Source organism: Candidatus Phaeomarinobacter ectocarpi (genome assembly GCF_000689395.1).
Lineage (GTDB): Bacteria > Pseudomonadota > Alphaproteobacteria > CGMCC-115125 > CGMCC-115125 > Pyruvatibacter > Pyruvatibacter ectocarpi.
Genome location: NZ_HG966617.1, coordinates 2,093,536 through 2,112,978, shown reverse-complemented (window position 1 = coordinate 2,112,978; position 19,443 = coordinate 2,093,536). Strand labels below are relative to the sequence as shown.

Annotated in this window: 18 protein-coding genes; 14 read left to right on the top strand and 4 right to left on the bottom strand. The window is 59.3% G+C overall.

All coding sequences use genetic code 11. The features are described from left to right. Positions 1-5 precede the first annotated feature (5 nt). Positions 6-191, top strand: coding sequence for a DUF2065 domain-containing protein (locus BN1012_RS10240; protein WP_043949542.1), 186 nt, complete (start codon positions 6-8; stop codon positions 189-191). A gap of 292 nt (positions 192-483) precedes the next feature. Next, complete coding sequence (locus tag BN1012_RS10235; protein ID WP_197538297.1) at positions 484-1,953, top strand: DegQ family serine endoprotease; 1,470 nt, start codon at positions 484-486, stop codon at positions 1,951-1,953. 71 nt (positions 1,954-2,024) lie between these two features. On the opposite strand, the gene serB is transcribed toward BN1012_RS10235, so the two are convergent. Continuing rightward, complete coding sequence (serB, locus tag BN1012_RS10230) at positions 2,025-2,921, bottom strand: phosphoserine phosphatase SerB (RefSeq protein ID WP_043949541.1); 897 nt, start codon at positions 2,919-2,921, stop codon at positions 2,025-2,027. A 53-nt stretch (positions 2,922-2,974) separates the two neighbouring features. On the opposite strand from serB, the gene miaA reads away from it, so the two are divergent. The 5 genes from miaA to BN1012_RS10205 all read left to right on the top strand — a co-directional run bounded on the left by miaA (position 2,975) and on the right by BN1012_RS10205 (position 8,265). After that, the gene (gene miaA / locus BN1012_RS10225; RefSeq protein WP_043949540.1) at positions 2,975-3,904 is read left to right on the top strand and encodes a tRNA (adenosine(37)-N6)-dimethylallyltransferase MiaA; all 930 of its coding nucleotides are present in this window, start codon (positions 2,975-2,977) and stop codon (positions 3,902-3,904) included. 144 nt (positions 3,905-4,048) lie between these two features. Beyond that, positions 4,049-5,812 (top strand): acetolactate synthase 3 large subunit, encoded by a 1,764-nt coding sequence (locus tag BN1012_RS10220; RefSeq protein WP_043949539.1) that lies wholly within the window; start codon positions 4,049-4,051, stop codon positions 5,810-5,812. A 108-nt stretch (positions 5,813-5,920) separates the two neighbouring features. Beyond that, entirely contained in the window at positions 5,921-6,433 is a 513-nt protein-coding gene (gene ilvN / locus BN1012_RS10215) for an acetolactate synthase small subunit (protein ID WP_043949538.1), read from the top strand. 57 nt (positions 6,434-6,490) lie between these two features. Next, positions 6,491-7,510: a ketol-acid reductoisomerase gene (gene ilvC, locus BN1012_RS10210; protein ID WP_043949537.1), complete on the top strand. Its 1,020-nt coding sequence runs from the start codon at positions 6,491-6,493 to the stop codon at positions 7,508-7,510. Between the two features lie 62 nt (positions 7,511-7,572). Beyond that, positions 7,573-8,265: an aspartate/glutamate racemase family protein gene (locus tag BN1012_RS10205; RefSeq protein WP_043949536.1), complete on the top strand. Its 693-nt coding sequence runs from the start codon at positions 7,573-7,575 to the stop codon at positions 8,263-8,265. On the opposite strand, the gene BN1012_RS10200 is transcribed toward BN1012_RS10205, so the two are convergent. After that, entirely contained in the window at positions 8,249-8,701 is a 453-nt protein-coding gene (locus BN1012_RS10200; RefSeq protein WP_043949535.1) for a MerR family transcriptional regulator, read from the bottom strand. The two genes, BN1012_RS10205 and BN1012_RS10200, sit on opposite strands and share 17 nt — an antisense overlap. A gap of 102 nt (positions 8,702-8,803) precedes the next feature. Between BN1012_RS10200 and BN1012_RS10195 the strand changes: the two genes are divergently transcribed. Next, positions 8,804-9,427: a cation efflux transmembrane domain-containing protein gene (locus BN1012_RS10195; RefSeq protein WP_052535629.1), complete on the top strand. Its 624-nt coding sequence runs from the start codon at positions 8,804-8,806 to the stop codon at positions 9,425-9,427. Here the strand turns inward: BN1012_RS10195 and BN1012_RS10190 are convergent. Together BN1012_RS10190 and BN1012_RS10185 are read right to left on the bottom strand one after the other, a co-directional pair. Next, entirely contained in the window at positions 9,424-10,698 is a 1,275-nt protein-coding gene (locus tag BN1012_RS10190) for a TCR/Tet family MFS transporter (RefSeq protein ID WP_043949533.1), read from the bottom strand. The genes BN1012_RS10195 and BN1012_RS10190 overlap by 4 nt on opposite strands. A gap of 3 nt (positions 10,699-10,701) precedes the next feature. Beyond that, positions 10,702-11,433: an esterase/lipase family protein gene (locus BN1012_RS10185; protein WP_244442888.1), complete on the bottom strand. Its 732-nt coding sequence runs from the start codon at positions 11,431-11,433 to the stop codon at positions 10,702-10,704. 146 nt (positions 11,434-11,579) lie between these two features. Between BN1012_RS10185 and BN1012_RS10180 the strand changes: the two genes are divergently transcribed. The 6 genes from BN1012_RS10180 (at position 11,580) to mreC (ending at position 19,443) form a co-directional block, all read left to right on the top strand. Next, positions 11,580-12,542, top strand: a complete 963-nt coding sequence (locus BN1012_RS10180; RefSeq protein ID WP_043949531.1) for an oxidoreductase — start codon at positions 11,580-11,582, stop codon at positions 12,540-12,542. 24 nt (positions 12,543-12,566) lie between these two features. After that, complete coding sequence (gene purT, locus BN1012_RS10175) at positions 12,567-13,763, top strand: formate-dependent phosphoribosylglycinamide formyltransferase (RefSeq protein ID WP_043949530.1); 1,197 nt, start codon at positions 12,567-12,569, stop codon at positions 13,761-13,763. A 168-nt stretch (positions 13,764-13,931) separates the two neighbouring features. Then, positions 13,932-14,927 carry a LysR family transcriptional regulator gene (locus BN1012_RS10170; RefSeq protein WP_043949529.1) on the top strand — a complete coding sequence of 332 codons (996 nt, stop codon included), beginning with the start codon at positions 13,932-13,934 and terminating at the stop codon, positions 14,925-14,927. Positions 14,928-15,491: 564 nt separating this feature from the next. Beyond that, positions 15,492-17,078: a 2-isopropylmalate synthase gene (locus BN1012_RS10165; protein ID WP_043949528.1), complete on the top strand. Its 1,587-nt coding sequence runs from the start codon at positions 15,492-15,494 to the stop codon at positions 17,076-17,078. Between the two features lie 123 nt (positions 17,079-17,201). Next, positions 17,202-18,221, top strand: a complete 1,020-nt coding sequence (locus BN1012_RS10160) for a rod shape-determining protein (protein ID WP_461495799.1) — start codon at positions 17,202-17,204, stop codon at positions 18,219-18,221. 193 nt (positions 18,222-18,414) lie between these two features. Further along, complete coding sequence (mreC, locus tag BN1012_RS10155; protein WP_145973451.1) at positions 18,415-19,443, top strand: rod shape-determining protein MreC; 1,029 nt, start codon at positions 18,415-18,417, stop codon at positions 19,441-19,443.

The window sequence follows — 19,443 nt, the reverse complement described above, 5'->3', positions numbered from 1 at the left end:
AAAACATGACCGATCTTGTGGTTGCCATAGGCCTCGTCCTCGTCATAGAGGGCGTGGCCTATGCTGCTTTCCCCCAGCTGTTCCGCCGTATGCTGAAGATGGTGGAAGATACGCCTGACGCTTCCTTGCGCATGGGCGGATTATTGGCGGCGTCGATGGGCCTGGTGATTGTCTGGCTGGTGCGCGGCTAAGGCCTGCGATCAGGGCTGTGGGCCAGACCCATGAACCTCACGAAAACGTAATGTTCATGGGGGCAAAGCGCCTCCTTTTGCCCACATTTTCTGCCGATAAGCGAGAGAATGCGGATGTGTATCAAGCCGCTTGTCCTTTTTCTGCCCAGCTTTGTGGTTAACGCTAGTGAAATGGGCAGTACCCTAGAACAAGGCGTTTCGCGGCATATCTTGTCGGGAGCGCCACCTGGCTCTGACAATCAGTTCACTCACCGGCTGGGGCCTTCGAGAAAACCCAAGGAGACGTCCTCAAGTGACATTCCAAACAACATTTTCCGCCACCCGCATTGCGCGCGCAGCAACGCTCGCACTTGGCGTTGTGGCGATTGGCGCAGCCTCTCTTGCCTGGACACCGGCAGACGCACGGTCCGCGCCTGAGAGCTTTGCAGACCTCGCTGAAAAGCTAACGCCTGCAGTGGTCAATATTTCAACGGCACAGACTGTGTCCGGTGGCAGCGGTGTCCCGCTCCCCGAATTTCCTCCGGGCTCCCCGTTTGAGGAATATTTCGAAGAATTTCTTGAGCGCCATGGCGGCGAACAGCAGTCCCGCAAGGTGCAGTCACTTGGCTCCGGTTTTGTGATTGACCCCGATGGTCTGGTTGTCACCAACAACCACGTGGTGGAAGACGCCGACGAAGTGACGGTTACGTTCTCCGATGGCGAAACACTGGACGCTGAAGTTCTGGGGCGTGATCCCAAGACGGACCTGGCCCTGCTCAAGGTGAAAGCGGACCGCAAGCTGCCCTTCGTTCGCTTCGGCGACAGCGAAGCCCTGCGCGTCGGCGACTGGGTCATGGCGATTGGTAACCCGTTTGGCCTTGGTGGCACGGTAACCGCCGGTATCCTTTCGGCGCGTGACCGCGACATCAATGCCGGTCCGTATGACGCGTTCTTGCAGACAGATGCCTCGATCAACCGCGGCAACTCCGGTGGCCCGCTGTTCAACATGGCCGGCGAAGTCATGGGTGTGAACACAGCCATCATTTCACCAACCGGCGGGTCAATCGGCATCGGCTTCTCCATTCCTGCGACGACGGCCACAAGCGTCATCGATCAGCTGAAGGAATTTGGTGAAACACGCCGTGGCTGGCTTGGTGTGCGTATTCAGACAGTCACCGATGATCTGGCTGAAGGCCTGGGTCTTGAAGACACCAAGGGTGCTCTTGTTGCGGGCATCCAGGAAGGTGGCCCCGCCGTCGGCAGTGGTCTTGAAGCAGGTGATGTGATCATCAAGTTCGACGGCAAGCCTGTCGACAAGATGCGGGATCTTCCGCGCATTGTTGCGGACACTGAAGTTGGCAAGGCTGTGGATGTGCTGGTTCTGCGTGACGGCAAGGAGGAAACCTATCAGGTCACTCTTGGGCGTCTTGAAGAAGCTGACGGCACCGTTGAAGCCAAGGCTGAGCCGCGTAAGCCTGCCGAGAATGAAACGCTCGGCCTGTCCCTGTCCTCGCTGAACGACGTACTGCGGGCGCAGTACGAAGTTGCCGATGATGTGGACGGTGTGCTTGTCGTCGCCGTTGTTCCTGGCAGTCAGGCTGCTGAGAAGCGGGTGCGTCCAGGTGATGTCATCGTCAAGGTTGCACAGGAAAACGTGACCAATCCGGACAAGGTGGAAGAGCAGGTTGCTCGCGCCAAGTCTGAAGGGTTGAAGTCCGTGCTGCTGCAGATCAGCCGTGGTGGTGAAACCAGCTTCGTCGCTCTTCGGGTTGAAGGCAGCTAAGCCGCTTTCCGCTCAAACGAAGCAGACAAGATGAAACAGGCCTCGTACCCCAGCGGTGCGGGGCCTTTTTGTTACTGGCCTGCAAACTCATCGCGGGCATAGCCCTGGATGTACAACAATGAGGTGAGGTCCGTGTGGTCCAGTCGGGCAGGGGCCGCCTGCGCCACAACGGGCTTTGCGTGGTAGGCCACACCAATACCAGCGGCTTCAATCATGGCAAGGTCATTGGCGCCATCGCCCACAGCCATGGTGCTTTCAATGGCGAGCGAATGTTCAGCTGCCAGTTGTTGAAGGCTCTCAAGCTTCGCGGCTCTGCCAAGAATGGGATCGGCGACGGTGCCCGTAAGATGGCCATCTTTCATCTCAAGAATGTTGGCGCGGTTGGTGTCGAAGCCTGCCGTCACGGCCACACGGGCGGTGAAGAATGTGAACCCGCCTGAAACGAGGGCGCAGTAGCCACCATCGAGGCGCATGGTGTCCGTTACTGTGCGAATACCGGGAGACAGCGTGATCCGTGTTTCAAATACCTGTTCGAGCTTTGCTTCCGGCAGGCCTTCAAGCAGTTTGACGCGTTCGCGCAGGGCCGGCTCAAAGGCCAGTTCGCCGCGCATGGCGCGTTCGGTGATGTCTGCGACGTGGGCGCCAATACCGGCCTCTGCCGCCAGTTCATCGATGCATTCCTGCTCGATAACAGTCGAGTCCATGTCGGCGATGAGCAGCGCCTTGCGGCGGTGGCTCGTCCCCTGGGCGATGATGTCTATCGGCAGGCCATCGAGGGCTGCACGGGCCGCGGCCTCAATGGCGTGGAGCTCGGCCGGGTCAATGTCCACCAGCAGGTCGCAGGCGACATCGTCGGAGAGCCAGGCGGGGGCACCAGCTTCCGGGACGGCACGCCGCACAGCGTCCAGATCTTCAACAGACAGCTTGCGTGTTTGCGGATTTGAGATGAGTGTCAGGACCGACCGCATGTTACTCACTTCGATTTCAAAGGCCGCGTATCGGCCGAATAGACAAGAGACAAATGACACCAGATAGGCGACGTGTGCTGCTTATTGCAGGGCCAACGGCGAGCGGCAAGTCGGCTGTGGCAATGGATGTTGCCAGCCGGACCGATGGCGAAATCATCAATGCGGATTCGATGCAGGTCTATCGCGATCTGCGGGTGTTGAGCGCGCGTCCTTCTCCCGAAGACGAGGCACAGATACCTCATCACCTCTATGGCTTCATGGATGCGTCTGTTGCGTGCTCGGCGGCCCATTGGGCACGAATTGCCGTGCAGGAAATTGAAGCCGTCTGGGCGCGGGGCCATCTGCCGATCCTCGTCGGCGGGACCGGGCTGTACTTCAGGGCGCTGACAGAGGGGCTTTCTGCAATCCCCGACATTCCCGGCATCAATCGGGAAGCCGCGCGCGTGTTTGTTGAGGAACTGGGGCCGGAGCAGGCACATGCTCATTTGGCTGACCGTGACCCCAAGACCGCGGCCGGCATCAAGCGGACAGACCCACAGCGCATATCAAGGGCGCTTGAAGTGCTGGCGGCCACCGGCCGTGGCCTGGCGGACTGGCAGGACGCACCCGCCGTACCGCTGCTGAAGGCGGACTTCATCAAGGTGGTGCTCACGCCGGAGAAGTCTGAGCTGACCGAGAGGTCCGATGCCCGGTTTGATCAGATGATTGAGGACGGAGCGCTTGATGAAGTGCAAAAGCTCCTGTCCCGCGATCTTGATCCTGATTTGCCGATCATGAAGGCGGTGGGTGTGCCGCCGCTGATGGCGCATCTGCGCGGAGAGTTATCCCTGAAGGAGGCCATGGAGCAGGGAAAGGGGCAGACGCGCCGCTACATCAAGCGGCAACTGACCTGGGCGCGAACGCAAATGGTTTCGTGGAACGCCATTTCCACGCAACAATCGAAAAGAAAACGCAAAGAAATTTTGTCATTGCTTTCTGAATAGTCTTGACGCAGCGCACAATCGGCCCTAATGTCCGCGCGCGCTTCGGGGCAGGTTTGTGCCTTTTCCGAAGCCTTTTTGTTGGATTTCTCCCGCTTTTGGCAACGAATTGGCCGAAGGCGGGCATGGACACGAAGGATTAGGGTCATGGCCTCGCGCGAGTTGAGCGGTGCGGAGATGGTTGTCAAAGCCATGGAGGACCACGGCGTGGATACGCTGTTCGGGTATCCAGGCGGCGCCGTGCTTCCCATCTATGACGCGCTTTTTGACCGTGAATCGATCAAGCACGTGCTCGTCCGCCATGAGCAGGGCGCTGTTCATGCGGCTGAAGGCTATGCACGCTCGTCCGGCAAGCCGGGCGTTGTGCTGGTTACCTCAGGCCCCGGTGCGACCAATGCGGTCACCGGTCTGACAGATGCCCTTATGGATTCCATTCCGCTGGTTTGCATTACCGGCCAGGTGCCGACGCATCTGATTGGCAATGATGCCTTTCAGGAAGCGGACACGGTCGGCATCACGCGGCCGTGCACCAAGCATAATTGGCTGGTTCAGTCCGTTGATGATCTGCCACGCATTCTGCACGAAGCGTTTTACGTCGCGACCCATGGTCGTCCGGGTCCGGTTGTTGTTGATATCCCCAAGGACATCCAGTTTCAGCTGGGCATGTATTCCGGGCCGACCACACAAGGGCACCCGACATACCGCCCGCAGGTCAAAGGCAACATCGATCGGATCAAGGAAGCGATTGATCTCATTGCCACGGCCAAGAAGCCGATCTTCTATACAGGCGGCGGCGTCATCAATTCAGGCCCGGAAGCAAGCCAGCTTCTGCGTGAATTCGTTCGCACGACCGGCTTCCCAATCACGTCCACCTTGATGGGACTGGGTGCTTATCCTGCCAGCGACAAGCAGTGGCTGGGCATGCTGGGCATGCACGGGACGTATGAAGCCAACTGGGCGATGCATGACTGTGACGTCATGATCAACCTGGGTGCCCGCTTTGACGACCGCGTCACCGGCGTCCTCGACAAATTCGCGCCAGGCTCGAAGAAGATTCACGTTGATATCGACCCGTCGTCCATCAACAAGAACGTCCATGTCGATATCCCGATCATCGGCGATGTCGCCCACGTCCTTGAGGACATGCTGCGTCTGTGGAAGGCCAAGGCCGCCAAGCAGGACAAGGCATCACTTGAGCAGTGGTGGTCACAGATTGAAGGTTGGCGTGCGCGCAAATCGCTTGAGTTCAAGAACTCCGACACGATCATCAAGCCGCAGCATGCGGTTCAGCGGTTGTGGGAACTGACCAAGGGCCCCGACACATACATCACGACGGAAGTCGGGCAGCACCAGATGTGGGCGGCCCAGCATTTCCATTTTGATGAGCCGAACCGCTGGATGACATCCGGTGGTCTGGGCACCATGGGCTATGGCCTTCCGGCTGCCATTGGCGTGCAGATGGCGCACCCTGATGCGCTGGTTGTGGACATTGCCGGTGAAGCGTCCATCCAGATGTGCATGCAGGAGATGTCGACGGCGATCCAGTATGATCTGCCGGTCAAGATTTTCATCCTGAACAACGAATATATGGGCATGGTCCGCCAGTGGCAGCAGTTGCTGCACGGCGCGCGCTACTCACATTCCTATTCCGAGGCGCTGCCGGACTTTGTAAAGCTGGCAGAGGCATATGGCGGCGTCGGCATCCGGGCTGAAACCCCGGCGGAACTCGACGACAAGATCCGCGAAATGGTGGATGTGAAGAAGCCGGTTCTGTTCGACTGCATCGTTGATAAAACTGAAAACTGCTTCCCGATGATCCCCTCGGGGGCAGCTCATAACGATATGATTCTGGCGGATGAGGCCAAAGACCCGACGGATGCTATTTCCGAAGAAGGCAAAATCCTCGTATAACGCGCCCGCACCTCTTTGAATGGCCGGTCCGGCAGTTCGCCGGACCGGCCATTTGATCATTCAAAAAAGACGAAAAACCCCAATAAGTCCGAGAGAAGCTCACTTTTCATGCCAGCTGCTGCCGAAATTGAAAGCCACACCATTGCCGTTCTCGTGGACAACGAGGCGGGCGTTCTGGCGCGTGTCATCGGCCTGTTTTCAGGGCGCGGATACAATATTGAGAGCCTGACTGTCGCCGAGGTCGATGAAGATGCGCACAAGTCGCGCATCACCATTGTGACCAATGGCACGCCCATGGTGATTGAACAGATCAAGGCCCAGCTGGACCGGCTGGTGCCGGTTCACAAGGTAGTGGACCTGACGCTGGACACGATTTCCATTGAGCGCGAAATGGCGCTGGTGAAAGTCTCCGGCACCGGCGAGAAACGCGTTGAGGCGCTGCGCCTGTCTGATGCCTTCCGCGCCAGTGTGCTGGACACCACGCACTCGTCTTTCGTTTTTGAGATCACCGGCTCGCCGGAAAAGATCAATGCATTCGTCAATCTCATGCGCCCGCTGGGCCTTGTCGATGTCAGCCGTACCGGCGTCGTCGCCATTGCCCGCGGTGCGGAGCAGATGTAATCACGGCCAAATATTCGGCCACACTGAACAACCGACCGCAGATAAGGAAGAAACAAGATGCGCGTTTATTATGATCGCGACGCCGACGTCAATCTCATCAAGGGCAAGAAAGTTGCCATCATCGGCTATGGCTCCCAGGGCCACGCCCACGCGCTGAACATGCGCGACAGTGGTGTTGCAGATGTGGCTGTTGCCCTTCGCGCAAGCTCCGCCTCGGCCAAGAAAGCTGAAGGCGAAGGCCTGCCGGTCATGAGTGTGGCTGATGCTGCCAAGTGGGCCGACGTCATGATGATGGTGACGCCGGACGAACTGCAGGCGGATATCTACAAGGATCATCTGGAAGCCAACATGAAGCCGGGTTCCGCGCTGATGTTTGCCCATGGTCTCAATGTTCACTTCAACCTGCTGCAGCCCCGCGCTGACATTGATGTGCTGATGGTTGCACCCAAGGGTCCCGGCCACACGGTGCGCGGTGAGTTCCAGCGCGGTGCCGGCGTGCCCTGCCTGATCGCGATCCATCAGGACGCAACCGGCAACGCCCATGACATCGGTCTGTCCTATGCCTCTGCCATCGGCGGTGGCCGTGCCGGTATCATTGAAACAACCTTCAAGGAAGAGTGCGAAACCGACCTCTTCGGCGAGCAGGCGGTTCTGTGTGGTGGCCTCTCCGAGCTCATCAAGGCCGGCTACGAAACACTGACGGAAGCAGGCTATGCGCCTGAGATGGCGTATTTCGAGTGCCTCCACGAAGTGAAGCTGATCGTTGACATGATGTATGAAGGCGGCATCGCCACCATGAACTACTCCGTGTCCAACACGGCTGAGTATGGCGGCTATGTCACCGGTCCGCGGATCGTGAATTCCGAAACCAAGGCTGAAATGAAGCGTGTTCTGGAAGACATCCAGACCGGCAAATTCACCCGTGACTGGATGCTGGAAAACAAGGTCGCCCAGACAAGCTTCAAGGCAACGCGTGCCCGCAATGCGGCTCACCCGATTGAAGAAGTCGGTGAAAAGCTGCGCGCCATGATGCCTTGGATTGCCGAGACAAAAATGGTCGACAAAGAAAAGAACTAGGTCACAATCCGCTCGTCGGATTATCGACCCAGGTCCAACCATGTAAGCGTGCCGGAGGTAACGTGAAGCGTCGTGCTCTTGTTTTGACACTGCTGCACACGTCGCCCCGGCACGTTGACGTTTTTGAACGTCTTTTTGCGCGCCTCACCGGCGGTGACATCAGTCAGGACCAGCCGGAGATCCGGTTGTCTCATCTGGTGCGTGAAGACCTGCTGCAGCGCGCGATCGTGTCCGGCGTTCTTCCCGAGGACACGCGCGCCCGTGCGGTGCGCATCCTGCACGAAGCCACCGCGTCCTCGGATGCTGTGCTTTGCACCTGTTCCACGCTTGGTCCCGCTGCGGATGAAGCAAATGCCAAAACGGAAAAACCCGTTCTTCGCGTGGATCGCCCCATGGCTGCGGAGGCAGCGCGGGCGGGTCGCTCGATTGCCGTTCTTGCGACCCTCAAATGCACGCTCCAACCAACCTGTGACCTGGTTGCGGATGAAGTGCGCCATGTTGCCGAAAAGCCGGACATCGCTCCGGTCCTGGTTGACGGGGCGTGGGATGCATTTGAGGCTGGCGACACGGACAAGATGAACCAGCTTATTGCCGATAGCATTCTCCTGGCCCAGCAGGCCGGAGCCAATGTCATCGTGCTGGCTCAAGCCTCCATGATGGATGCGCTGGACGGCATGGATATGTCCGTGCCTGTGCTGACGAGTCCGGCGGGTGGTCTGGCTGCGGCGATTGCGGCGGTCAGGGCGCAAGCCTAGGCGTTGCGTCTGCCAGATGGTCATCGGTTGCGCATTCTGCGTGATCTGTCGCCGCCAGCACTTCAATCACCCGGCAGTCCGATGCGGTTCCATGTGCGCATTGCGCAATCATGCGGGTGAGTTCTGTCTTGAGGGCTTCCAAGCGCGCGATGCGGCTTTCGACTTCTTGCAGGCGGGCACGGGCTATCTGGTCTGCTTCTTCGCAAGAGGCATCGGGTTTGTCGGTCAGATCCAGCAGTGTACGGATGGCGTCGAGGGGGAACCCCAGCTCGCGCCCGTGGCGGACAAATCCCAGCCGGTCTGCATGGGCCTGGGTGTAGAGGCGCTGATTGCCCGCTGAGCGTTCCGCGATCGGCATCAGGCCGATTTCCTCGTAGTAGCGGATGGTCTGAACCTTGACGCCGCTTTGCTTTGCCAGCTTTCCGATCGTGAACATTTTTGCGCCTTTTTAGATTTGCCTCTTGAAGCTCTAGTCGCTGTAGCTCCTATGTTGACTGTCACCGGGGCAGATACAAGCCCAATTTCAAAGGCAGGTGACATGAGCGCAGGGTGCAATCACGACGTGGATTTTGACGGGGCAAGTGCTGCCTACAAACGGGCATTATGGGCCGTGATTGCCATTAACGGCGTGATGTTTTTCGTGGAAGGGAGTGCCGGCTTTGCCGGGCAATCCATGGCGCTCAAGGCTGATGCGCTGGACTTTGCCGGTGATACGGCGACATACGCCATGTCGCTGATGGTCATTGGTATGGCGCTGCACTGGCGGGCACGGGCAGCGCTTGTCAAAGGTTTCTCGCTGCTTCTCATGGGCCTGGGGGTGCTTGGCCTGACGGCGTATCGCGTGATTTTTCTCAACGATCCATCAGCAGAAATCATGGGGAGCATTGCCGCACTGGCGCTAGTGGCAAACATCGTGAGTGTCCTGATCCTGATGAAGTTTCGGGATGGGGATGCCAATGTGCGGTCTGTCTGGCTGTGCAGCCGAAATGATGCGATCGGCAATGTTGCCGTGATTGCTGCTGCAGGTGTGGTCGCTGTTTCAGGGACGGCCTGGCCGGACCTTGCGGTTGCGGCTTTCATGGCGTGGTTGTTTACAAGCTCCGCAGTGTCCATCATCCAGCAGGCGCGCGCAGAGCTGCGGTCGATACCGGTTGCCGCTTAGTCCGCGTCACCTCTTGCCGGCTGCGGTTTGACGGCCACTCGCCCGATGAAGATCAGGACCATGCAGATGCTCGCGACCATGGCCACCGTTGCGAGGAGGTAGGGCGCTCCGGGCAGATGGATTGGTGCATCGTCACCGGTGAAGGCCGAGAAAAGACCGGTCATCACAAGCGGCGTAAAGATGGCCGTGAGGCCCATCACGCTGGTGATGGCACCCTGCAGTTCGCCCTGTTCTGTTTCTGACACCTGTTTGGACAGAACTGACCGCAGGGCGGAAGAGCCGATGCCGACCATGGCGAAGAAGATGGTGGCGACGTACATCATCCAGCTTTGAGTGGCGAGGGCATATCCCAGAAAGCCGATGCCTGCGCTGGTGAATCCAATGAGTATGGCGCGTTTTTCTCCCAGTCGCGGGACAGCATAGCCTGTCAGCCATCCCATCGAGAAGATCAGGCAGACGCCGACAAACCCCAGCGACCAGCCGACGTCGCCCGCGTCCCATCCGAATTTGTACATGGTGTAGAACGACCAAATGGCCGGATTGGCATCGTGACCGATCTGGTAGAACACCATCGCGATGAGCAGCCCCAGCAGGCCCGGATGCTTGGCGACCATGCGGATAGCACCAATGGTGTTTGCCCGCTTGATATCAAAGGCGCGGCGCTTCTCGGGGGGCAGGCTTTCGGGCAGGAGGAGGAAGCCGTAAGCGGCGTTGGCAAAGGCAAGCACGGCAGCCAGATAGAATGGTGCGCGGGCGCTGTCGGCAAAGTCGGCTACCAATCCACCCAGCACCGGCCCCATCATGAAGCCTGTGCCCCATGCGGCACCGAGCAGCCCGTAGGATTTCGCGCGGTCATTGGGTGTTGTCACGTCGGCGATGTAGGCATTGGCGGTGGTGAAGGTGGCCGCAGCGATGCCGGACATGGTGCGCCCGACCAAAAGCCACCAGATAGTGGGGGCCAGCGCCATGACCACGTAGTCGATACCAAGAACGGTCAGGCCAATAATAAGCACCGGCCGTCGGCCAAACCGGTCCGACAGATTGCCGAGCACCGGCGCAAACAGAAAGCTCATCAGGGCGTAGATGAAAATGAGCGCGCCGCCCCACAAGGCGGCATCGGACAGGTCCAGCTCCGTTACTTCGGTGATCAGGCTGGGCAATACCGGCACAATGATGCCGACGCCGATCGCATCAATCAGAATGGTGATGAGCAGGAAGGGAAGGGCGCGTTTGGCGACCGGATTTTTCGTGGCCTCCGCTTCGCTGGACACCTCTTAGCCTCGTTCGCGATAGAGCAGGGACTTGACGCCGTTCTTCTTGAAGGGCTGCCACTTGCCTTCGGGCTGGGCCAGACGATCCGCAATGGCATAAAGCGCCAGGGCGTTGACGCCGATGCCGATGTGGGTTGCCGGGATCTCAATGTTTTCCGTGTGCGGATGAACATCCTCGCGGCAGGTCTGCCAGGGAACGACGCCATCGTGGCGCGTATACAGGGCTGTGCATGGTACGGGCGGAGGCGTGCGCAGGCGCTCGGCCAGGGCCTCATCCACATAGTTGTTGTCCATGCGCATGCCGGCGGCAAACGGGCTTGCGAGCGTAATGACCTGGCGGACAAGCCGGGGTGAGCGGCGGGCAAGTTCCCGGGCGTAGATGCCGCCCAGTGACCAGCCGACAATTGAGACCCTGCGGCCAACGCGGCCTTCAATTTCTTCAAGGCGCGCCATCATGCCGGCACGCAGCTCAGCATTGGGGCCAAGATTGCGGCCAAGCTTCCACGGGTGTACCGAATAGCCCAGCTCGCGAAGAAAGCGGCGCATGATGGCCATGGAGCTATCCGATGCCATAAGGCCCGGGAGCGTCAGCACGGGCTGACCGTCACCGCGGGGGCTGAGGCTCATCAGGGCGGGTAGGGATGCGGGCAATGTCCCAAGCTCGAGTATGGCGCGGCCTTCACCGAGAACATCACGGAAGCGCATGGATTTGGGCAATGACGGGATTCGTTGCACGGGATGAGTCCGTTTTATGATTTCTGTTGTGGCCATCGGCGGTTGAAATAGCCTAGCATGTAATTAAATGACCGTGGGTCATGTTTAAGAATGATCAGTGGAGCGCTACGGCGACTCCGTTTGGACACTATCAGGGAGAGAGACGTATGGCGCGAGAATTTGGAATGCGGTCTTCAGCCGCAGACGTGGTTGAAGGGCTGGACCTCTCAGGCAAAGTCGCAATTGTGACCGGCGCTTCGTCAGGCCTGGGCGTTGAAACGGCGCGGGCGCTGGCCGGTGCCGGGGCGCATGTGATCATTCCGGGGCGCAGCCCGGACAAGCTCAAGAGCGTGGTTGATGACATCAAGAAGACCACTGGAAACAGCAATGTTGAGACCGGGGCGCTTGATCTTGGTGATCTGGACAGTGTGCGTGCGTTTGCTGATGGGTTCGTTGCAACCGGCAAGCAGCTCGACATTCTGATCAACAATGCGGGCATCATGGCGACCCCACATCGCAAGACGGCGCAAGGCTTTGAAAGCCAGTTCGGCACCAATCACCTTGGCCACTTCGTGCTGTTCGGCCATCTGCTGCCTGCCCTTGAAAAAGCGGACGGTGCGCGGGTTGTTGCATTGTCGTCGACGGGTCACCGTATTTGCGATGTCAGCCTCGATGACCCGAATTTCGAGACGACCGAATACGAGAAGTGGACCGCGTATGGACGGGCAAAAACAGCCAATGCGCTGTTTGCGCTTGAGCTGGACAATCGGTTCAAGGACCGGGGTATTCGCGCCTTTTCTGTCCATCCCGGCGGCATCATGACCAACCTGCAACGCGACATGGATCCCGAGGAATTCAAGGTGCTTGGCTGGGTTAATGACAAGGGTGAAGTGCATCCGGGTTTCAAGACCGTGGAGCAGGGCGGGGCAACTGCCGCCTGGTGTGCAACGGCACCTGAGCTTGATGGCGAAGGCGGGTATTACTGCGAGGACTGCCACAAGTCGGAGCAGGTGACACCTGAACGGATGGCGGAAATTCGTGGTGGCGTTCTACCTCACGCGCAGGACCCCAAAACAGCGGCAGCCCTTTGGACTAAGTCTGAAGAAATGGTAGGAGAGCAGTTCGCCTAACTCCTTCCCCCTACGAGGCCCCACATGCGCATCGGTACGCCGCTTTCTTCCTCTGCAACCCGTATCATGCTGCTGGGGTCCGGCGAATTGGGCAAGGAAGTGGCGATAGAACTGCAGCGCTTCGGCGCTGAAGTCATTGCCGTGGACCGATATGCGGGTGCACCTGCGATGCAGGTGGCGCACCGGTCCCACGTCATCGACATGACCAAGGGCAATGAGATCCGGCGGGTGGTTCAGGCCGAGCGGCCGCACATCATCGTGCCGGAAATCGAGGCCATCGCCACCAGCGAGCTCGCAGCCATTGAGACTGAAGGTGTGGCGGAAGTCATTCCAACAGCTGAAGCGGCACAGCTCACGATGAATCGCGAAGGCATCCGGCGACTGGCCGCGGAAGAATTAGGTCTGCCGACATCTCCTTATGCCTTTGCCACAAGCGAGCGGGAACTTGGCAAAGCCGCTGCCGATATCGGGATGCCGGTGTTCGTCAAGCCGGTGATGTCGTCCTCGGGCAAGGGTCAGAGCTTTGTTCAAAGCGCCGAAGAAGTGTCCGATGCGTGGGCCTACGCGCTGCAGGCGGGGCGGGTGGAAGAGGCCCGCGTCATCGTCGAGGGGCGCATCGACTTTGATTATGAAATCACGCTTTTGACGGTTCGGTCGCTGGATGCGCAGGGGGCGATTGAAACGTCCTTCTGTGCACCGATCGGGCATCGTCAGGAACACGGCGACTATGTGGAAAGCTGGCAGCCGCAGGCGATGTCAGAACGGGCCCTGGCGACGGCCCAGCAGATTGCGGCCAAAGTGACGACCCGGCTCGGCGGTCGCGGTGTGTTCGGTGTGGAAATGTTTGTGAAGGGGGACGACGTCTGGTTCTCCGAGGTCAGCCCGCGTCCTCATGATACGGGGCTGGTCACACTCGGCTCCCAGCGGCAGAGCGAGTTTGCACTGCATGCACGCGCCATTCTGGGCCTTCCTGTGTCTGCCGGGCTGGCTCAGCCGGCGGCCAGTGCGGTGATCTATGGCGGCATGGCCGCCAAGGGCATTGCCTATGACGGTCTGGATGACGCTTTGCGGGTGCCAGAAAGCCAAATCCGACTGTTCGGCAAGCCAGAAGCGTTTGTAAGGCGACGCATGGGCGTGGCGGTTGTGTGTGCCAAGGACGTGGACACGGCCCGAGACCGCGCCAAAGAGGCTGCATCCCTGGTGAAGCCGATTCAGGCCTGATCGTCAGCAATACCACCTCAATTTATGCGGATTTCTGCGGCTTTTGCAAAAGCCACCGGCTAGCGATCGGTTACAAGTTTGCGTATTTGCAAATTGTTTGTCGCATTTTTGCGTTTTTGCGCTGCAATATCCTGCATAGTCTAGACAGACCATTTGCAGGAGTTGGCCATGTCTGCCGGATTGAACTGGGATGATCTGCGGTTTTTCCTCGCGGTTGCGGAGGCGGGAAGCCTGTCTGCTGCGTCGTCGCTTCTAAAGGTCAACACGACAACGGTTCTGCGCCGCGTCGCGTCCCTTGAGGATGCGCTCGGAGCGCGATTGTTTGACCGATCCAGATCCGGATACCGTTTGACGCCGCGCGGCGAACGGTTGCTGGCGCAACTTGCGCCGGTCGATCAGCGACTGTCTGCGCTCGCGCGCGACTTCGTAGCGGATGACAGTGAGGCGGATGCAGTGGTCCGCGTTGCGGCGGGAGATGTTCTGGCATCGGCCGTTCTGGCGCCGCAACTGCCGACATTTCGCGATGAGCACCCGGAGCTGCGGCTTGAAATTGTCGCTGACCCCAACCTGACGGGTCCGGCACCGTCCGCTGGTGCACCGGCAGGCTCGCTCAAAGACATTGATGTGGCCATTCGTTTTGCGCGGCCGACACAGGGCAATGTGATTGTTCGCAAAATTGGCGACATGGCCTACGGGCTTTATGCGAGCCAGGCCTATCTGGCGGTGCGTGGTGCACCGGAAGAACCTGGACGTCTTGCGGGCCATCAGGTCATTGGCTTCAGCCTTTCTGAAAGCCCGCTTGGGCCGGTGTGGTGGATGAGCCGGGCAGAGCAGGGGGCGAGCGTCGTGATGCGCTCAAACGCTGTTGCTGTCAGGGCCGAGGCCGCACGTCAGGGGCTTGGTCTTACGGCACTTCCCTGCATCGTCGGTGATCAGGACCCGTTGCTTATGCGCGTGGGGCAGGCAGAAGACGTGGGTGCTCTGGAACTTTGGCTCGTGACCCACAATGACAGCGCCCATGTGGGGCGCGTGCGTGATGCCATGGATTTTGTGGTCAATTGCGCCAAGGTGGCCAAGGTGCCGCTGCTTGGACATCAGGATGATCCGGCAACGGAAACTCTTGGGGCCAACGATCATGGACCTGCGATTTCCGCCGCTGAATGAGTTCAACGGGCACAGCCGCCTCATTGAGCTGCTGTGAGCCTTGAAAAAGCCGGAAATAACATAGAGATAGAGCCTGCCAACCTGTTGCGCATCGGGCACGGATTGGCCTAAAAGGTTTTTACGCGTATCGAACGCCAAGTTAGGGCGATTGCGGTGACGTTGGGTCTTTTCGGGCGGGTTGATAGGTCAGGAGTTCTGCCCTGTTCGTCTCATCCGGTTACCTTTCGTTAACCACCCAAGTCCTAGCTTTATTTAGTGGTTTTGGCATTCGTGGATAGCTACCTGCGAAGCTTGGCAGACATAAGATTGGGTTGACGCGCAATGGGCATTGCTCGCGCTGACATCGTTGGAACGGAATTGACCGCCGGCGCCTTTGGCCCGGACGTCAATTACGCTCGTCTGCTACTTCTCGGTACGCGCCTTCTCCTTACCAGCCCCTGAGCGCTGGCGGTCCTTCTTCTCATCAATATACGGAAGGGCGGGCATTCAGGGGACGAAGCAACATCTTCGAACCGCATGGGAGGGGTCTCTCATGCTTTTGGACCCGAGAAGGACTAGAGATACATGATACCCGATAGCAAATCACGACGCGGCGTACAGGCAGCCCAAGGCGCCGACCGCGTTCTCATCTTTGACACCACATTGCGCGATGGCGAGCAGTCGCCGGGCGCATCCATGAATCTGGGTGAAAAGATCCAGGTGGCCGAAACGCTTGAAGCCATGGGCGTGGACATCATCGAGGCCGGTTTTCCGATTGCCTCCAATGGTGACTTTGAGGCCGTGTCTGAAATTGCCAGCCGCATCAAGGACAGCGTCATCTGCGGCCTGTCGCGGGCCGGGGCAAAAGACATTGAGCGTGCCGGCGAAGCTCTGCGCAAGGCTGAGCGTGGGCGTATTCATACGTTCATTTCCACAAGCCCCGTGCACATGAAGCACAAGCTGCAGATGGAGCCTGAGCAGGTTCTGGACGCGGTGGTAGCCAGCGTGTCGCTCGCCCGCAACCTGGTGGACAATGTGGAATGGTCCGCCGAAGACGCAACACGTACGGAGCGGGACTTCCTGTGCCGGTGTGTCGAGGCTGCCATTCAGGCGGGTGCCACAACCATCAATATTCCTGACACGGTTGGCTACACCGTGCCGACTGAATACGCAGACATCTTCACGATGCTGCGTGAGCGCGTGCCCAATTCAGACAAGGCGGTGTTCTCAACGCACTGCCACAACGACCTGGGCTTGGCTGTTGCCAATTCGCTGGCCGGCGTTGGTGCTGGTGCGCGTCAGATCGAATGCACGATCAATGGTCTGGGTGAGCGGGCAGGCAATGCAGCGCTTGAGGAAGTGGTGATGGCATTGCGCACGCGCGCAGACGTCATGCCGTATGACACCGGCATCAAATCAGAAATGATTGCCCGGGCGTCCAAGGTTGTTTCCAGCGTCACGTCGTTTCCGGTTCAGTATAACAAGGCCATCGTCGGCCAGAATGCCTTCGCTCATGAGAGCGGCATTCATCAGGACGGCATGCTGAAGAACACGGAGACCTATGAGATCATGACGCCTGAGAGTGTCGGCATCTCCAAGTCGTCTTTGGTGCTGGGCAAGCTCTCGGGCCGTCATGCTTTCAAGGACAAGCTACAGACGCTGGGCTATGAGCTGGGAGACAACCAGTTGCAGGACGCGTTCAAGCGCTTCAAGGATCTGGCTGACAAGAAGAAGCATGTCTTCGATGAAGACATTGTGGCGTTGGTGGATGACGAGGTTGCTGCCGGCAACGAGAACATCAAGGTGATTTCGCTGTCCGTTGTGGCGGGTACGGAAGGTCCTCAGGAAGCGGCATTGACGCTGGAAGTGGATGGAGAAACCCACACCACCAAGGCGAATGGCGACGGCCCGGTGGATGCCATTTTCAATGCGATCAAGGCACTGGTGCCTTACCAGGCCCATCTGCAGCTCTACCAGGTCCATGCAGTAACCGGGGGGACTGATGCGCAGGCTGAGGTCTCCGTGCGCCTTGAAGAAGACGGCAAATCCGTTACCGGACGGGGTGCCGACACAGATACGCTGGTTGCAAGTGCGCGGGCTTATGTCAGCGCGCTCAACCGGCTGCAAACAAAGCGTCTGAAAACGGCGCCCGAAGCCATGGTTGCGCCATAAAGCGCGCCCAAGACACTGAGCGGCGGTGCACCCAGCACCGCCGCTCCTGATTCCAACTGGTTTGCCGATGCGGCGGGCCCCAAAGAAGGACTGCGAAAAAGAATGCTTGGAGGCTTGTTGGGGATGCTATCGGCCGATATGGCCATCGACCTGGGGACAGCGAATACGCTGGTCTATGTGAAGTCGCGGGGCATTGTGCTCAACGAACCTTCCGTGGTCGCCATTATCAATAAGGGCGGCAAGAAGCAGGTTCTCGCTGTTGGCGATGAGGCCAAGATGATGCTTGGTCGTACGCCGGGCAACATCGAAGCCATCCGCCCGATGCGCGACGGCGTGATTGCCGACTTTGAAATTGCGGAAGAGATGATCAAGCACTTCATTCGCAAGGTGCATAACCGTCGCTCATTCGCCAATCCGCAGATCATCATCTGTGTGCCGTCGGGCTCCACAGCTGTGGAGCGCCGTGCCATTCAGGAATCTGCCCTGTCAGCAGGTGCACGCCGCGTGCGCCTCATCGAGGAGCCCATGGCTGCTGCGATCGGCGCCGGGCTGCCAGTGACCGAGCCTTCGGGCTCCATGGTCGTGGATATCGGCGGTGGCACGACCGAGGTGGCCGTGCTGTCCCTTGGCGGCATCGTCTATTCGCGGTCCGTGCGTGTTGGCGGCGACAAGATGGATGAAGCCATCATCGGTTATATCCGTCGGCATCATAATCTGCTGGTGGGCGAAAGCTCTGCTGAACGCATCAAGAAGGAAGTCGGCTCTGCTGCCATTCCTGACGATGGAGCCGGCATGACGATCGAAATCAAGGGCCGCGACCTGATGAATGGTGTGCCCAAGGAAATCACCATTTCGCAGCGACAGATCGCAGAGAGCCTTGCGGAGCCTGTCGGCGCAATCGTGGAAGCCGTCAAAGTGGCGCTGGAAGCAACGCCGCCGGAACTGGCTGCTGACATCGTAGACAAGGGCATTGTGCTGACCGGTGGCGGGGCGCTTCTGGCGAACCTGGACCAGGTTCTGCGCGAGGAAACGGGTCTTCCGGTTTCCATCGCTGATGAGCCGCTGTCCTGCGTAGCCATGGGTACCGGCCTGTCGCTTGAGCATATCCGGACGATGGGCCACGTTCTGTCGTCTGTTTACTAGGCTTTGAGGGGCGTTTTTTGCGCCCCTTGAGCACTTTTTGCGTGTGGCGGCGCGTCTTGTGAGTCGGCGTTAATAATGCTGAGATATCAGGGCATTAGCTTAGCCGCTTAAGTCGGGTGCGGGGGCATCCGTTTGGGGGAATGTGGACTGGCGACCTTGCGGTCATCCGCGGGTTGCTTTGAGGGCGTATGCAGTGAGGGAACCGACCAACAGGGTCAAACTTCCGTTTCGGGTGTCATCGTACCGGCTGTCGCTGGTGGTGACGCTTACGCTTGCCTCCGTCCTGCTGGTCGGTCGTGCCGAGAGCTATCTCGTGGACCGTACCCGTCAGGTCATGACCGATCTGTCTGCACCCCTTCTCGAGCTTGCCTCGCGCCCTGTTGCGGCTGTTCGCAACTTCATCGCTTCAACCGACGAATACGCCTATGTCTTCGAAGAGAATGCGCGGCTGCGCGCGGAGAACGAAGAACTGAAAGCCTGGCGCCAGCAGGCCTTGTCGCTTGAGCGCCGGGTCGCCCGCTTTGAAGCGCTGCTCGACGTCACCGTTGAGCCCACCATCCAATATGCGACCGGCAAGATCATTGGTGATAGCGGCGGGCCATTTGTTCACGCCTTCATCGTGAATGTACCCCAGGACGCCGGCGTTGAAGCGGGACAGGCGGTCGTGGATGACGAGGGCCTGATCGGGCGCGTCGTCAGCACGGGCGCGACAGCATCCCGCGTGCTGCTTTTGACCGACCTCAACAGCCGCGTCCCCGTGCGTGTCGAGCCGGGCGGGTATCGGGCGATTGCGGTTGGCGACAACAGCCGCTTTCCCAAGATTGAATTTCTGCCGCCCGAAGCGCGTCTGTCTCCGGGTGATCAGATCGTCACGTCGGGACACGGCGGCCTGATGCCGCCGGACCTTCCCGTTGGCATTGTGGTCATGGCCAGCGATGGTAGCCCGCGCCTGCAGACCAACTCTGAATTTGACCGCACCAGCGCTGTGCGGTTGCTACAATACGATTTCCCGACCCGTGTCGTCGCTGACTCAGACGAAGAAGCGGCCAGCGAAGACGTGGCAGATGATGCGAAGCCCACGCCAGCGCTTCCCAACTCTGAGCCTGCTGCCAATGATCAGATTGTTGAGCGCGCAGGCGAGCCCGGCGCTGCAGCCGGCACTGACAGTGCCAATGCATCTGACGCCGCTCCTGCAACGCCAGCCGGGGAGGCCGATGAGTAG